A 15,321-nucleotide genomic window follows, 5' to 3' on the forward strand; every position below is an offset into this window, starting at 1 on the left:
GCGAGCACCCCCACCCACCGCAGCCGACACCCGACCCCCGGCGGGGTCCGGGGTGGGCAGCCCCAAGGGACGGCAGGGGCTGGGCGGGGGCGAGAAACCCCCGACCAGCCCCACCGCACCCTAGAACGGCTCGAAGTCGTCGTACTCCTTCTCCGCCTCGTCCCGCTCCGCCTGCTTGTCACGGCGGCGCTGGGCGGCGGGTCGCGGCGCCTCGAGGCGGTGGTCCTCGCCGCGCCGGCCGAGCATCTCCGCACCGGCCATGACGGTCGGCTCCCAGTCGAAGACGACCGCGTTCTCCTCGGGGCCGATGGCGACGCCGTCGCCCGTGCGGGCCCCGGCCTTCATCAACGCGTCCTCGACACCGAGACGGTTTAGGCGGTCGGCGAGGTAGCCGACGGCCTCGTCGTTGTTGAAGTCGGTCTGGCGGACCCAGCGTTCGGGCTTCTCGCCACGGACGCGGAAGAGGCCGTCCTCCTCCTGGACCACGGTGAAGCCGCTGTCGTCGACCGCCTTCGGGCGGATGACGATACGGGTCGCCTCCTCCTTGGGCTTGGCCGCGCGGGCCTGCCCGACCAGGTCGGCGAGGGCGAAGGAGAGCTCCTTGAGGCCCATGTGGGCCACCGCCGAGACCTCGAAGACGCGATAGCCGCGCGCCTCCAGGTCGGGGCGGACCATCTCGGCCAGGTCCTTGCCGTCCGGTACGTCGATCTTGTTGAGGACGACCATGCGCGGGCGGTTGTCGAGGCCGCCGTACTGCTTCAGCTCCTCCTCGATGATGTCGAGGTCGGAGATCGGGTCACGCTCCGATTCGAGGGTGGCCGTGTCCAGGACGTGGACCAGGACGCTGCACCGCTCGACGTGGCGCAGGAACTCGAGGCCGAGGCCCTTGCCCTGGCTGGCGCCGGGGATGAGACCGGGCACGTCCGCGATCGTGTAGACCGTCTCGCCCGCCGTCACCACACCGAGGTTGGGGACGAGGGTCGTGAAGGGGTAGTCCGCGATCTTCGGCTTGGCGGCCGACAGGACCGAGATGAGCGACGACTTGCCGGCGCTCGGGTAACCCACCAGGGCCACGTCCGCGACCGTCTTCAGCTCCAGGACGATGTCCTGGAGGTCGCCGGGCACACCGAGCAGCGCGAAGCCGGGCGCCTTGCGGCGGGCCGAGGCCAGCGCCGCGTTGCCGAGGCCGCCACGCCCGCCCTGTGCGGCGACGTACGACGTGCCGTGGCCGACGAGGTCCGCGAGCACGTTGCCCGCCCTGTCGAGCACGACCGTGCCGTCCGGCACCGGCAGGATCAGGTCCTGGCCGTCCTTGCCGGAGCGGTTGCCGCCCTCGCCGGGCTTGCCGTTGGTGGCCTTGCGGTGCGGGGAGTGGTGGTAGTCGAGCAGCGTGGTGACGGACTGGTCGACGACCAGGATCACGTCACCGCCACGGCCGCCGTTGCCGCCGTCCGGGCCGCCGAGCGGCTTGAACTTCTCCCGGTGTACGGAGGCACAGCCGTGGCCTCCGCTACCCGCGGCGACATGCAGCTCGACGCGGTCCACGAAGGTGGTCATGGTGGGGTGCCTCCAGCACTTCGGTTACTTCGATACGTACGGAATGTCTCTTGGGTAACACGCGAAAGGCGGACCCGCCTTCCCGACCGGGAAGTGAGGTCCGCCTCGCGAAGAACTCTGTTCTACGGAGCCTGAGTCCTGAAGGGACTGGTTCAGGCGACCGGAACGATGTTCACGACCTTGCGGCCACGGTGGGTACCGAACTCCACCGCACCGGCGTCAAGGGCGAACAGCGTGTCGTCCTTGCCACGGCCGACGCCGTTGCCCGGGTGGAAGTGGGTGCCGCGCTGGCGGACCAGGATCTCACCGGCGTTGACGACCTGACCGCCGAAGCGCTTCACGCCGAGCCGCTGAGCATTGGAGTCGCGACCGTTCCGAGTGGACGATGCGCCCTTCTTGTGTGCCATGTCTCCTCAGTCCCTTACTTCGCAGCCGCGGGGATCTCAGTGACCTTGATCGCCGTGTACTGCTGGCGGTGGCCCTGACGACGGCGGTAGCCGGTCTTGTTCTTGTAGCGAAGGATGTCGATCTTCGCGCCCTTGTGGTGGTCCACGACCTCGGCCTGGACCTTGATGCCGGCAAGGACCCAGGGGTCACTCGTCACGGCGTCGCCGTCGACAACGAGCAGGGTCGAGAGCTCGACCGTGTCGCCAACCTTGGCAGTGGAAATCTTGTCAACCTCAACGATGTCGCCGACAGCAACCTTGTGCTGGCGACCACCGCTGCGCACGATGGCGTACACGCGGATCTCTCTCTCGCTCGGAACGGAACCCCGCAGTCCAGCCACGCGCTGCGCGTGCGGCCTCTCCCGAAGCGGTTGGCGTGCGGGGCACGCATCTCGCCGGGAGGAAGAGGTTTACGGGGATGCGGCGCGTCAGGGGACACGCCGACGGTCTAGGTTACGGGCCCACGGCTGAAAGGGTCAAACCAGGCCGGGCCCCGCGGATGTGCCACCGGTCACGCCGACGCCCCGCGCCCCCGGGATCGGGGCCGCAGGGCGTCGGGACGCGACTCAGACCTCGTCGGCCGAAGCCGTCGAAGCGGCCGATGCGGTCGAAGCCGTGACGGAGGACAGCGTCTGCTCCGCCGCCACCGTCTTCTTCGCCGTCGCCTTGGTGGCCGCCTTCTTCGTGGTCGCCTTCTTGGCCGTGGCCTTCTTGGCGGCCGTCTTCTTGGCGGCGGTCTTCTTGGTGGCGGTGGTGGCGGCCTTCTTCGCCGTCGCCTTCTTGGCCGTCTTGCGGGCCGTCTTCTTGGCGGCGGCCGGAGCCTCGGACTCGACCGCGTCGGCCGACTCCACGGTCTCCGCGACGGGCGCCGTCTCCGCGACCGCGGCCGACGGGACGACCACGACGGCCGCCTCCTCGGACGCGGTCGGCGCGGTGGCCTTGCGGACGGCACGGCGGCGCGGACGCGCCGGCGCGGCACTCTCCGCAGGTGCCTCGGCGGCCTGCTCGGCGACGGGCTCCACGACCGGCTCGGGCGCCGGCTCGACGGCCGCGGGCGCCGCGACCGGCTCCGTGACGGTCACCGCGGCCTCTTCCGCCGCCTTCGGCGAACCGGCCGGGGCCGTCGCCTTGCGGGTCGCACGACGGCGCGTACGGCCCTGGGGAGCGGCCTCTTCCGATACGGGGGCCGGGGGCGCCTCGACGACCGGCGCCTCGGCCACCGGGGCCTCGGTGACCGGCGCCTCGACGACGGGGTCCTCGACCGCGACCGGCTCGAACTCGGCGGCCTCGCGGGACTTGGGAGCCCGCTCGGCACGCTCGGCCCGCTCCGCACGCTCGGCCCGCTCCTCGCGCCTGCTGCGGGGAGCGCGCTCCTCGGTCTTCGGCGCACCCGCCGGAGCCGACGCGCGCCGGGTCGCCCGGCGCCGCGAACGACCGCCACGGGAGGCCGCGGCCTCCGCCTCGGCGGCGCTGCTGTACAGCTCCTCGTCGGGCTGGAAAGTATCCGTGAGCGGCTCCGCCACGGCGGGCTCGGCCGGCCCGACCGTCGCGGCGGCCACCTCGGCCTCGCTCTCGACCGTCTCGAGCTCCTCCGCGGCCTCGTGCGTGAGCTCGTGCTCGTGGTCGTGCTCGTGGATCTGCTCGGCACCGCCGCGGCCGCGCTTCTTGCGCTTGCCGCCACCACCGGTGGTGGTGGGCTGCTCCATGTGCACGATGACACCGCGGCCGTTGCAGTGGACGCAGGTCTCGGAGAAGGACTCGAGGAGACCCTGGCCCACCCGCTTCCTGGTCATCTGCACCAGACCCAGCGAGGTCACCTCGGCCACCTGGTGCTTCGTACGGTCGCGTCCCAGGCACTCCAGGAGGCGCCGCAGCACCAGGTCCCGGTTGGACTCCAGGACCATGTCGATGAAGTCGATGACGACGATGCCGCCCAGGTCGCGCAGCCGCAGCTGGCGCACGATCTCCTCGGCCGCCTCCAGGTTGTTCCTGGTGACGGTCTCTTCGAGGTTGCCGCCCTGACCGGTGAACTTGCCGGTGTTGACGTCGACCACGACCATCGCCTCGGTCTTGTCGATCACCAGCGAGCCGCCGCTGGGCAGCCAGACCTTGCGGTCCAGCGCCTTCATCAGCTGCTCGTCGATCCGGTACGTCGCGAAGACGTCGACCTCGGAGGTCCACTTCGACAGCCGGTCGGCCAGGTCGGGCGCGACGTGCGCGACATACCCGTGGATGGTCTCCCACGCCTCGTCACCGCTGACGATGACCTTGGTGAAGTCCTCGTTGAAGATGTCGCGGACGACCCGGACGGTCATGTCCGGCTCGCCGTAGAGCAGGGTCGGAGCGTTGCCGCTCTTCGCCTTCTTCTGGATGTCCTCCCACTGCGCCTGCAGTCGCTCGACGTCACGGCGCAGCTCGTCCTCGCTCGCGCCCTCGGCGGCGGTGCGCACGATGACGCCCGCGTCCTCGGGGACGATCTTCTTGAGGATGGTCTTCAGGCGCGCGCGCTCGGTGTCGGGCAGCTTGCGGCTGATGCCGGTCATCGAGCCCTCGGGGACGTACACGAGGTAGCGGCCCGGCAGGGAGACCTGGCTGGTCAGACGCGCGCCCTTGTGCCCGATCGGGTCCTTCGTCACCTGGACGAGCACGGACTGACCGGACTTGAGGGCGGACTCGATGCGCCGCGGCCCGTTGGCCATGCCCAGCGCTTCGAAGTTCACTTCACCGGCATAGAGAACGGCATTGCGTCCCTTGCCGATGTCGATGAAGGCGGCCTCCATCGAGGGCAGGACGTTCTGCACCTTGCCGAGGTAGACGTTGCCGACGTACGAGGTCGACTGCTCCTTGTTGACGTAGTGCTCGACGAGCACGTTGTCTTCCAGGACGCCGATCTGGGTGCGCTCCCCGCTCTGGCGGACGACCATCACGCGCTCGACGGCCTCGCGGCGGGCCAGGAACTCGGCCTCGGTGATGATCGGGACGCGGCGACGGCCCTGCTCACGGCCTTCGCGACGGCGCTGCTTCTTGGCTTCGAGGCGCGTGGAGCCCTTGATGGACTGCACCTCGTCGCTCGGGTGCTCGTCCTTCTTGCTGCGCGGCTCGCGGACCTTCACGACCGTGCGCTCGGGGTCGCTCTCGCCGGGCTCGACGTCCGGGCCGGAGTCACCGGCCCGACGACGGCGGCGACGCCGGCGACGGCTGCTGCTGGAGCCGGAACCGCCCGACTCCTCGCGCTCGTCCGCCTCCTCGGCGTCTTCCTCGGCCTGCTCGGCGGTGTCCTCGGCGTCCTGCGCGGCCTGCTCGGCGGCGTACTCGTCGTCACCGGACTCGCTGTCCGACTCGGCGGACTCGCCGCGGCGACGGCGACGGCCACCACGACGACGACGGCGGCGGGAGCCCGCGGACTCCTCCTCGCCCTCGTCTTCCTCGGCGGACTCCTCGGCGGACTCCTCCGCCTCCTCGACCTCGTCGGCGGCCTCCGCCGTCACGACGGGCGCGGGCTCCTCCTCCGGGGCCTCGGCGGCCCGGCGGCGACGACGGCGGCGCGGTCCGGTCTCCTCCTCGACGACCGCGGGGGCCTCGACGGTCTCGGCGGCCTCCGTGGCCTCTTCCGCGGCCTCCTCGGCCGCTTCCGCGGCAGCGGCGGCAGCTGCCCGCTCGGGCGTCTGGAACATCGGCTCGGTGAACACCGGCGCCTGGAACACGGCGACGGCCGGACGCGCGGGACGGCGCGAGGAATCGGCTTCCTTCGGCGCGGGCGCGGAGAAACCGGCCGCGGCCTTACGGGTGGCACGGCGGCGCGTACGACGCGGGGCGCCTTCCTCGGCGCTCTCGCCCTCGGCGCTCTCCGGAACCTCGGTGGCCTTGCTCTCGGTGGGCTGGGTCTCGTTCGTCACGGGCGCCTCCACACGCTCGTCGGCGGCGTCGCCCTCAGGCGCACCGGCGGGTGCGGAGACGCGCCGAGTGGCGCGACGTCGGGTGGTACGGCGGGGCGCGGCTTCCTCGACGGCGGCGGGCGCCTCGGCCTCGGCGGACGCCTCGGTGCTCACCGGCTCCGCGACCGGCGCGGTGGCCTCAGCGGCCTCGGCTGCCTGCGCTGCCTCGCCGGGCTCGGCCGTCTGGGGCGCGCCGGTCGGCGCGGAGGCGCGACGGGTCGCCCGACGACGCGGACGGCCGGCGGCCGGGGCCTGCTCGGCGACGGCGGGGGCGGGCGCCTCAGCGGGGGTGGTCTCTTCGACCTCGGCGGCGGGGGGCTCTTCAGCCTCGGCCGCAGCGTCGGCCACCACCGTCTCCGCCGCCTCGGCCGGCACGGGTGCACCGGCGGGCGCGGACGCACGACGTGTGGCACGGCGGCGCGTACGACGCGGGGCAGCGTCCTCGGCCACCGCTTCGGGGGACTCGACGGCCTCGGCGACCGCTACGGTCTCTTCCGTCTCTTCCGCTTCTTCGGCCTCGTCGCTCTCGACCGCCTCGGTGTTCACGGAGGTCGCGAGGTCATCGGCGGACGCCACGGCCGGTATGGCCGGCGCGGTGGTCTCGGCCGCGGCCTCGGAGGCGGCGGTCGGCGGCCCCGCGGGACGCGATGCCGCACGGCGGCGGCGCCGCGGCGGCAGGGTGTCGCTGGGGGTGTTGTTGTTGTCGGAACCCTCAGTGGGTTCGGTCGGCTCGAGCATGCGGGTGGATCTCCCGTCAGGCTCCCGGGCGCCGCGCCTGGTCCGGCAGTGCCGGTGACGTCCGCGGCTCGCGCGATGCGCGGTGCCGCCGTCCGGGGCGCGGGCGCCGCACGGGAGCTCTCTGTGTCCTGTCTCGCCGGTTCCGCACGCCATGTGTGCGTACGGCCTGGCGAAAGTCTTCTGGTCGGTGCGCTGCCCGACCCAGGTGGCTCCCGGATACGAGGGCGGCGCTACGACATCCGTCCTTACGCGGGACCTTCCTTACGCCGGCGCCTTCGCGGCGGCAGCTTCGGCGACCCCGGAGCGATCGGCTGGGGCGGCCGTGACTGCCTCGCGGTCGGGCGCGAGCGGGTCGGTCACCGTGCCGGTCTCTTCATCGAACAGCCCCTGCGCCAGCCTGGTCACCGCTGCGGCGACCGGCGGCGCCAGGTCGGCCACGGCGCGAAGACCGGACAGGACGTCGTCGGGTCGAACGGCAGGCGTCACGTGCCGAACAACCAGCCGCAGTATCGCACAGGGCTGGTCCGTCGGCCTATCAGCCTGGGGATTGTGCGTCTCCGGGCTCGCTTCGAGGCTTGCCACGGCGCTGCGGGCGTCGAAGGTCCGCATGCCGTTCTTGGTCCTGCGCTGCACCTCGACGGTGTCGGCCGCCTTGAAGGCCTCGACCGCGCGCGCGGCCTGAGCCGGGTCCACGCCGTCGAGGCGCAGTTCCCACACGGAAGCGGTGAGCCGGTCGGCGAGACCCGAGGTGCGGGCCTCGACCGCGTCGATGATGTCGAGCCCCGAGGGCAGCGACTCGTCGAGGAGTTCGCGCAGCATGTCCGGGTCACGCGGCTCGGTGAGCGCGATCTCCAGATATTCCGCCTCACTGCCCGTGCCGGTGGGTGCGGCATTGGCGTACGACACCTTCGGATGCGGCGTGAACCCCGCCGAGTACGCCATCGGCACCTCGGCGCGGCGCAGCGCACGCTCGAAGGCGCGCTGGAAGTCACGGTGGCTGGTGAACCGGAGGCGGCCGCGCTTGGTGTAGCGCAGTCGGATGCGCTGCACCGCGGGTGCGGGCGGCGGGCCTTCGGGCTGTCGCTTGCCCAGTGTCGTTCAGTCCTTCGTGAGAGCGGTCTTACTGCTATCTAGAGTACGTGTCTCACCGGCTCCCGGTTCCCGCCGGGGCGCGCCGACCGGGACCGGCTCGGGCTCCTTCGGCGTGCCGAAGAGCATCCGCCGGAAGTCGGCGCGGGCCTGCCGGGCGGAGTCGCGGGCGGCGGCCAGCGCCTGCCGTGTGACCCGTCCGACGCCGCGCGCGGCCTCGGCGGCGGGCCGCAGCACCAGGTCACGTACGACGTGCCCGGCGGGTGTCAGCACGCTGCGGTACACCCAGCGCACCGGCTCCACGAAGATCCACCGGAAGAGTCGTCCGAGGAACCGCCCGACGGCTAGGGAGATATGTCCGGCGACGCGCCAGGCGTGCCCGATGGCCTCGCCGATCTCCCGGCCGATGACGGCGAGCGCGCGTCCGACGGGCACGAGCACCCAGCGCCACACGGCGAGCGCGGGCAGTACCAGCAGGACGCGCAGCGTCCAGTAGATCGCCGCACCGATGCCGATGAAGATCATCTGTATGAGCCGGCCGAGACCCCGCGCCAGCCAGGCGATCCCCCTGCCGACGGGCGCGAGGACCCACTCGTACAGCCACCGGGCCGGTACGACGATCAGATACAGGACCAGCCAGGCGACGACGCTGTACACCCCGGCCCCGACGGCCGCGAGCACCAGCCCGATCCCCTTGAACAGCCAGGCGATGGCGTGCCCGACGGGCGTGAGCAGCCGTGCGTAGACCAAGGCGAGCCCGGCCGCGACACCGGCGACCGCCCAGGCGAGCCCGGCACCGATCCCCCGCGCCACCCAGGTGACGCCGGCCCAGATGCCCCGCGCCGCCCAGGCGAGCCCGGCCCCGACCCCCCGGGCCACCCACGTGATGCCGGCCCAGACGCTCCGGGCCACCCACGCGAGGGCGTGCCCCAGGGGGGTCAGCAGGGTGCGGTACAACCACACCGCGGGGACGACCAGCAGGACGTGCCCGAGCCAGGCCAGTGCTCTGCCGACCGGCACGATCACGTAGCGCCACAGCGTCACCCACGGCCAGACGAACACCGCCCACGCCAGCCACTCCAGCGCCCGGCCCACCGGCCGCAGCACGGTGTCGCGCAGGAACCGACCGCCCACGACCAGCGCGTCCCACACCATCCGCACCGGCACGACCAGCACGAGCACCACGATCCGCACCGGGATGCGGATCGCGACGGCGAGGCACCCTTCGGCCTGCGTGACGGGCCGCTCAGCAGGCGGCTTTTCCAGTTCCATACCTGCCTAGACGCGTCAGCCGCCGCGATGGATGCGGTCAAAGGGGACCGAATACCGCAACCTCCCGGCCCGCTCGTCCTCGAGCCCCCCGCCCGCCTCGCCCACCTTCCGGGACCCGTCGGCGGCTCGGTACTGGGCGTCTCGGGCTGCGATGGCGGATCTCGCGCACCGGCGAAATGCTGGTGGTTCGACTCGGCGGCGGATGACGGGCGAGGTGGACCATGGCCACGCTGGCATCGGTGAACGTGGGGCTGCCGAAGGACGTGCCGTGGCAGGGCCGCACCGTCCATACGGGGGTCTGGAAGTACCCCGTCACCGGGGCCCGGATGGTGCGGCGGCTGAACATCGACGGAGACGGCCAGGGCGACCTCGCGGGCCACGGCGGGGAAATGCGCGCGGTGCTGGTGTACCAGCTCGACTCGTACCGCCACTGGGCGCGCGAGCTGGGCCGTGACGACCTGCGGCCGGGCCACTTCGGCGAGAACTTCACGGTGGACGGACTCGCGGACGACGAGGTCTGCGTCGGCGACCGCTACCGGATCGGCGGCGCCCTGTTCGAGGTCACCCAGCCGCGCGTGACCTGTTACCGCGTCGGCCTGCGGCTGGGGGAACCTCGGATGGCGGCGCTGCTCGTGGCGCACCGGCGCCCCGGCTTCTACCTGCGGGTGATCGAGGAAGGCGAGGTGGAGGCCGGGCAGGAGATCGTCAAGGTCACCGCCGGCCCGGAGGGGATGTCCGTCCAGGAGATCGATGGGCTGCTGTACCTGCCGGGGCACGACCGGGGACGGATCGCACGGGCGCTGCGGATCCCCGCGCTCAGTCCGGGCTGGCAGGCGTCGATGCGTGCCCTGCTCGAACGGACGGAGGAGGGGTCCGCCGGCGCGGCCGGGAACGCGGGTCTGACCGGAGCCGCCGCTCCCCCGCCCGCATGGCGAGGGTTCCGGCCGCTCACGATCACGGGGATCCGGGCCGAGAGCGGCAGTGTGCTGTCCCTGACGTTGACCGCCCCCGACGGGACCCGGCTGCCCGCCGCGCTGCCCGGGCAGTTCGTCACGGCGAAGATCAGAACGCACCAGGGCGGGGGGCCGCTGGTACGCAGCTACTCCCTGTCCGGCACGCCCGGCGCCGACAGCTACCGGATCAGCGTCAAGCGGGAGCCCCACGGAATGGCCAGCGCGTATCTCCACGAGCATGCCGTCGTGGGCGCCGAGCTGGAGGTCGCGGCCCCCCGCGGCACCTTCTTCCTGGTGGAGGGCGACGGTCCGGTGGTGCTGATCTCCGTGGGCGTGGGGGCCACGCCCGTGCTGGCCATGCTCCACACCCTGGCCCGGTCCGGCTCGCAACGGGAGGTGTGGTGGCTGCACGGCGCCCGCAACCGCGCCGAGCACCCCTTCGCCGCGGAGAGCCGGGAGCTGCTGGCGGCGCTGCCCCATGCCAGGTTCCGGGTCTTCTACAGCCGACCGGCAGAGGGGGACCGTAAAGGCGTCGACTACACCGACGAGGGCCGGCTCACCCCCGCGCGCATCAGCGGCCTGGGCCTGCCTTCGGACGCGGACGCGTATCTGTGCGGGCCGCGTGACTTCATGGACACCACCACCGCCGCACTCCTCGATGCGGGCTTGGATCCCGCCCGGGTGCGCAGCGAGCTGTTCGGGGCAGCTGCGGCCATCACTCCGGGCATCGGTGCCCCGGCGACCACCCGGGCTCCGCACCAGCCTGCCGGGGAGCCGGGCACCGGCCCCGAGGTGACCTTCGCCCGTAGTGGTCTGACCGTGCCCTGGCACACGGGCCGTGCGAGCCTGCTGGAGCTGGCCGAGGCCTGCGACGTGCCGGTGCGGTGGTCCTGCCGTACGGGCGTGTGCCACACCTGCGAGCTGCCCCTGCTGTCCGGCACTGTGGCCTACTCCCCGGATCCGGTCGAGCCCCCGGCCGAGGGCAACGCCCTGATCTGCTGCTCAACGCCGGTACCCGGCACCGAGGGTGTCGTCCTGGACCTGTGAGAAGAGAGCGCCCAAGGTCGTCAGGCCCCTGGAATCCCAGGACCTCGCCCTGGTTTCCGCTTCCGCGGGACACGGTCGACGCGGGCCGGACATCCGGCAGTCGAGACGCCCTCGCCGCTGTCGGCGAGGGCGTCCACGACGTGCGGCAGCGCCCCGCTCACCTGACCGTCTGCACGTGCCCATGGATGGGCCCCCTCACCGGCAGGCGCAATCATGTCGTAGCGACCTATGGCGTTGTCCGCTTGGATCGATTTACGGCACGAGATGAATGCCGAGGGCCATTCTCCGGCAAGATCTGGCCGACAAGTTCGCGGAAACAGACCAGGGCGGTGATCGGCGGAATTCCGACGACCACCATCGCGAGCACAGAACGCGGTGAATGACCGACGCACAGAGCCACCGCCGTACCGGAGGCGAGCAGCAGCACCGCCCAGGACCGCCGAGCAGTTCGCTGCTGGACGGCCGCCCGCAAGATGGACAGACCTGCCACGAGCCACGGCCCGTACACCGTCAGCGGCCACCACTTCGCCAACCTCGCGGACACCACGAGCAACGAAATGACCCGCAGTTGATTGTACGAATACGAGATCGACCAGCCCAGCATCATCACCGCACACACCGTGATCATCGCGACCAGGATCGCCACGGTGATGATCTTTCGTTTTCCGGCCATGAAACGAGGGCCGGGCCGATGGCGCCGCCGATCGGCCGGGCGGCGGGGCCGCCTGTGGCCGTCCCGAGGGGACGGGATGGAAGCCGCGCTGGACGTCGTGTACAGCATCTCGGCCAGCTCCTCGGCCGGATCCCATGCGTCCGGCGAGACCGCCGGATCGGGAACGCGCCAGAGGTGACCCTCCCCAAGCCGATCGATGTCATCGAGATGTCGATCTACCGGGTCATAGCCGGTTCTGAGATCGAACCGAATGTCATGGAGCGTTGATTCATCTCGAATCCTGTCCATATCTGGCTCCTCCGCACCCTGTCTCAGAGCGTTCCACCCAGAGCACACGTCCTGGACCGCGCAGCGATTGCGCTCGCGACCTCATGTTCCTCCAGCGCGGCACGCAGGTATTCACGTTCCAGCCGACTGATTACCTCAAGGAAGTCCTCAAGCAGGTCCGAGCAGTGCGTGAGGGGCAGTTCCTCATCGTCCATCTCAGGCCAGACGCTGCCGCTTCCGGTAGGAGACCGATTGGTTGAGAAGAAAATCCGCTGTTCCGGTTCATCGGAGCTTCCCTTGCCCGAGAGTGGCGGATGAGCCTCATCTACATGCCTTGCCTGGAGAGTCACGACCAGCTAACGATCGTCACAGGGTGCAGGGTTTCGGGCATTTAGGGGAATGCGCGTCAAGTAATTATCTTGCTTATGGGATGACAGTGCAGGGTCGATTAAATTCTCAACACGCACGCGCGGTGTCGAGAAGGACCATGACGACAACCCGATTTCAACATCGGCAGGACGTTCCGGGCGGCTTCGGCGAAGACTTCGGCGAGGACTTCGACGAGGCCTCGACGACCGATGAGTTCCGGAGCCCGGTGGGGTCTACCCCCGCACAAGCGAGAGCACGCGCACGAGCACTGTGAGGGGACCATGACCACCGACGCACTACCCCCCGTCGTCGACGCCGCGACCTGGGAGCACCGGCTCAAGGCACTGCGCGCCCGGGAGAAGGCCGCGACGCGGGAGCTTGACGCCATCGCCGCCGAGCGTCGTCGCCTGCCCATGGTCGAGATGCCCGATTACACCCTCGAGGGCGAGGACGGCCTCGTTCGGCTGGCGGACGTCTTCGAAGGCAAGAGGCAACTGATCGTCTACAACCACATGTGGTTCGCCGGCAAGGAATGGCAGTGCCCGGGCTGCACGGGGTTCACCTCGCAGTACACCCGCCTGGAGTTCCTGGACAACTACGACGCGCGATTCGTCATCGTCACCCAGGGCCCGATCAAAGAGGCACTCGCCTACAAGCAGCGGGTCGGCAACCAGATGACGTGGTACTCGACCGGCGACAGCTCGTTCGGTGCCGACGTCGGCGCGCCGCCCGACGGAGGATTCGCGGTCAACGTGTTCCTGCGCGACGGCGACACCGTCTATCGCACCTGGCACACCAACGGCCGGGGTACCGAACAGCTCAGTCACACCTTCGCGCTGATCGACCTCCTACCGTACGGACGACAGGAGGAATGGCAGGACTCGCCCGAGGGCTGGCCTCAGTCGCCCACCTACAGCCGCTGGGCGACGTCCAAGGACATCGCCGCGCTCTATGGCTCGGGCTCCGGCGGCGGCTGAGGGTCCGTTGCGGTTGGTTGATGCCTCATCCGCGATCACGGGACCCCCAGCGCCGGACTCACGGACTCCATACCGGTAGAGACCCCTCCCGATCCGGAAGGGGCCTCTACCGATCACACAACCGCCTGCCCCTCAGTGAGAGTGACCGCCGGGCGCCGTCGCAGCATTCTTGACCGTGAGAGGCAACAGCTTCTTGCCCGTCGGGCCGATCTGGATGTGCGTGTCCATCTGCAGGCATACACCAACACAGCTGCATCCACTACCGTCGTAGGCATGGGGACAAGGACGAGGAAGCGAACGCCAACTGACGGCCGTCAATACTCAGTTGAGGCCGAGTGGACGGAGGCGGACTTAGCACTCTTGGAGCAACTGAAGGCGGCAGAAGCCCTGTTGCCGAACGATGCCCCGCGAGCGTTGCTGTCCGTACGACTGTCCGTGCTCACCGACGACACGACGTCTCCGGTCCGCCAGGAACTCGATCTGCGGCTGCTCGCCAGGGAGCGCGGATGCCGCGTAGTCGGAGTCGCCAGCGATCTGAACGTGTCTGCCACGAAGGTCCCGCCTTGGAAGCGCAAGGAGCTCGGAAGCTGGCTCAACAACCGCGCGCCCGAGTTCGACGTACTGCTCTTCTGGAAGCTCGACCGGTTCGTACGGCGTCTCTCCGACCTCAGTACCATGATCGATTGGTGTCTGAAGTACGGGAAGAACCTGATCTCCAAGAACGACTCCATAGACCTGACAACGACCGCCGGGAAGATCATGGTCACGATCATCGGCGGTATCGCCGAGATCGAAGCCGCCAATACCAGCACGCGCGTCGCGAGTCTGTGGGACTACACCAAGACCCAGAGCGAGTGGCTGGTGGGCAAGCCCGCTTACGGTTACGAGACCACCGAAGACGAGAACGGCAAGGTCGTACTCGCCGTCGATCAGGATGCGCGCAGGGCGCTTCACTGGTGCCGCGACGCCGCGATGAGGTCCACCCCCGTCTCTGCCCGCGGCATGGTCAAGGTCCTCGTACGCTCCGGACTGTGCGGACCAGGCCTCACGGCTTCGACGCTGCTCCGTCGCCTCAGGAACCCAGCTCTCATGGGGTACCGCGTAGAAGAGGACAAGAACGGTGGGGTGCGCCGCTCGAAGATCGTCCTCGCCAATGACGCCAAGCCGATCCGCGTAGCCGAGCCGATCTTCACGGCTGAGGAGTTCGAGAGCCTTCAAGACGTTCTGAACCGGCGAGGCAAGGACCAGCCCGCCCGCCAGCTCGGCGGCGCGACACAGTTCCTCGGTGTCCTCATCTGCGACGACTGCGACACCAACATGACGGTGCAGAAGACCACGACGAAGGGCCGACCGTACGCCTACCTGCGATGCAGCAAATGCAAGGCCGGCGGCCACGGCGCACCGAACCCCGACGGGATCTACAGCAAGCTCGTTGACGACGTCCTAAAGGTCCTCGGGGACGAGCCCGTCATGACGCGCGAGTACCGGCAAGGCGCCGAGGCCCGGAAGGAACAGAAGCGCCTGGAGCAGGCTGTCAGCTACTACATGTCCGGTCTTGAACCAGAAGGCCGCTTCACGAAAACTCGCTTCACCAAGGAGCAGGCCGAGAAGACGTTGGACGGTCTCATCCGGCAGCTGAACGACCTGGACCCCGATTCCACCCAAGACCGATGGGTTGCCGTGCACAACGGAAAATCGTTCCGCACCCGGTGGCAGGAAGGGGGCATGGAGGCCATGTCGGCAGACCTGTTCCGTGTCGGAGTACGGTGCCGGATCAAACGGGCCAAGGTGCGGGGTGTTCGCGCACCTCACGTCCACATGAAACTGATGATCCCGAAGGACGTACGGGACCGCCTGATTCTCAAAGAGGACGACTTCGCGGAGAAATTCTAGAGTCGTAGACGTGGTCAGAAGCTGCCGATCACCCAAGAATCCGCGGTTCATGACTCAAAGATCGTAACTTTGCCTGACATGAATCGACACTCTTCACGAATCGCC

The 15,321-nt window shown here is 69.9% G+C and carries 10 protein-coding genes; 3 read left to right on the forward strand and 7 right to left on the reverse strand.

The window, feature by feature from the left end; genetic code table 11:
- Window positions 1-120: 120 nt before the first annotated feature.
- From obgE to ACFVXA_RS21530, 6 genes are all read right to left on the reverse strand, one after another.
- Window positions 121-1,557, reverse strand: coding sequence for a GTPase ObgE (obgE, locus tag ACFVXA_RS21505; RefSeq protein ID WP_384022257.1), 1,437 nt, complete (start codon window positions 1,555-1,557; stop codon window positions 121-123).
- Between the two features lie 152 nt (window positions 1,558-1,709).
- Window positions 1,710-1,964: a 50S ribosomal protein L27 gene (gene rpmA / locus ACFVXA_RS21510; RefSeq protein ID WP_028802588.1), complete on the reverse strand. Its 255-nt coding sequence runs from the start codon at window positions 1,962-1,964 to the stop codon at window positions 1,710-1,712.
- 14 nt (window positions 1,965-1,978) lie between these two features.
- A complete protein-coding gene (rplU, locus tag ACFVXA_RS21515; RefSeq protein WP_028802589.1) occupies window positions 1,979-2,299 on the reverse strand; it encodes a 50S ribosomal protein L21 in 321 nt (106 codons plus the stop codon).
- A gap of 270 nt (window positions 2,300-2,569) precedes the next feature.
- Window positions 2,570-6,676: an Rne/Rng family ribonuclease gene (locus ACFVXA_RS21520; protein ID WP_390026028.1), complete on the reverse strand. Its 4,107-nt coding sequence runs from the start codon at window positions 6,674-6,676 to the stop codon at window positions 2,570-2,572.
- 261 nt (window positions 6,677-6,937) lie between these two features.
- Entirely contained in the window at window positions 6,938-7,726 is a 789-nt protein-coding gene (locus ACFVXA_RS21525) for a TIGR03936 family radical SAM-associated protein (protein WP_383747655.1), read from the reverse strand.
- 48 nt (window positions 7,727-7,774) lie between these two features.
- On the reverse strand, window positions 7,775-9,037 hold the full coding sequence (locus ACFVXA_RS21530) for a hypothetical protein (protein WP_390026031.1): 1,263 nt from the start codon (window positions 9,035-9,037) through the stop codon (window positions 7,775-7,777).
- A 221-nt stretch (window positions 9,038-9,258) separates the two neighbouring features.
- Here ACFVXA_RS21530 and ACFVXA_RS21535 point away from each other — a divergent pair, with 221 nt between their 5' ends.
- Complete coding sequence (locus ACFVXA_RS21535) at window positions 9,259-11,037, forward strand: MOSC domain-containing protein (protein ID WP_390026033.1); 1,779 nt, start codon at window positions 9,259-9,261, stop codon at window positions 11,035-11,037.
- 226 nt (window positions 11,038-11,263) lie between these two features.
- Here ACFVXA_RS21535 and ACFVXA_RS21540 read toward each other — a convergent pair whose 3' ends face one another.
- Window positions 11,264-11,998: a DUF2637 domain-containing protein gene (locus ACFVXA_RS21540; RefSeq protein ID WP_383747661.1), complete on the reverse strand. Its 735-nt coding sequence runs from the start codon at window positions 11,996-11,998 to the stop codon at window positions 11,264-11,266.
- A 629-nt stretch (window positions 11,999-12,627) separates the two neighbouring features.
- Between ACFVXA_RS21540 and ACFVXA_RS21545 the strand changes: the two genes are divergently transcribed.
- Complete coding sequence (locus ACFVXA_RS21545; protein ID WP_390026036.1) at window positions 12,628-13,323, forward strand: DUF899 domain-containing protein; 696 nt, start codon at window positions 12,628-12,630, stop codon at window positions 13,321-13,323.
- A gap of 273 nt (window positions 13,324-13,596) precedes the next feature.
- Window positions 13,597-15,216, forward strand: coding sequence for a recombinase family protein (locus ACFVXA_RS21550; protein ID WP_389512634.1), 1,620 nt, complete (start codon window positions 13,597-13,599; stop codon window positions 15,214-15,216).
- Window positions 15,217-15,321 lie beyond the last annotated feature (105 nt).

Origin of the sequence: Streptomyces sp. NPDC058246, assembly GCF_042881985.1 — a bacterium.
Lineage (GTDB): Bacteria > Actinomycetota > Actinomycetes > Streptomycetales > Streptomycetaceae > Streptomyces.

Coding starts and splice junctions, on each gene's coding strand:
- ACFVXA_RS21545 (WP_390026036.1), top strand. CDS start 12,628: ATGACCACCGACGCACTACCCCCCGTCGTCGACGCCGCGACCTGGGAG.
- ACFVXA_RS21530 (WP_390026031.1), bottom strand. CDS start 9,037: ATGGAACTGGAAAAGCCGCCTGCTGAGCGGCCCGTCACGCAGGCCGAA.
- rpmA (WP_028802588.1), bottom strand. CDS start 1,964: ATGGCACACAAGAAGGGCGCATCGTCCACTCGGAACGGTCGCGACTCC.
- ACFVXA_RS21540 (WP_383747661.1), bottom strand. CDS start 11,998: ATGGACAGGATTCGAGATGAATCAACGCTCCATGACATTCGGTTCGAT.
- ACFVXA_RS21535 (WP_390026033.1), top strand. CDS start 9,259: ATGGCCACGCTGGCATCGGTGAACGTGGGGCTGCCGAAGGACGTGCCG.
- ACFVXA_RS21550 (WP_389512634.1), top strand. CDS start 13,597: ATGGGGACAAGGACGAGGAAGCGAACGCCAACTGACGGCCGTCAATAC.
- obgE (WP_384022257.1), bottom strand. CDS start 1,557: ATGACCACCTTCGTGGACCGCGTCGAGCTGCATGTCGCCGCGGGTAGC.
- ACFVXA_RS21520 (WP_390026028.1), bottom strand. CDS start 6,676: ATGCTCGAGCCGACCGAACCCACTGAGGGTTCCGACAACAACAACACC.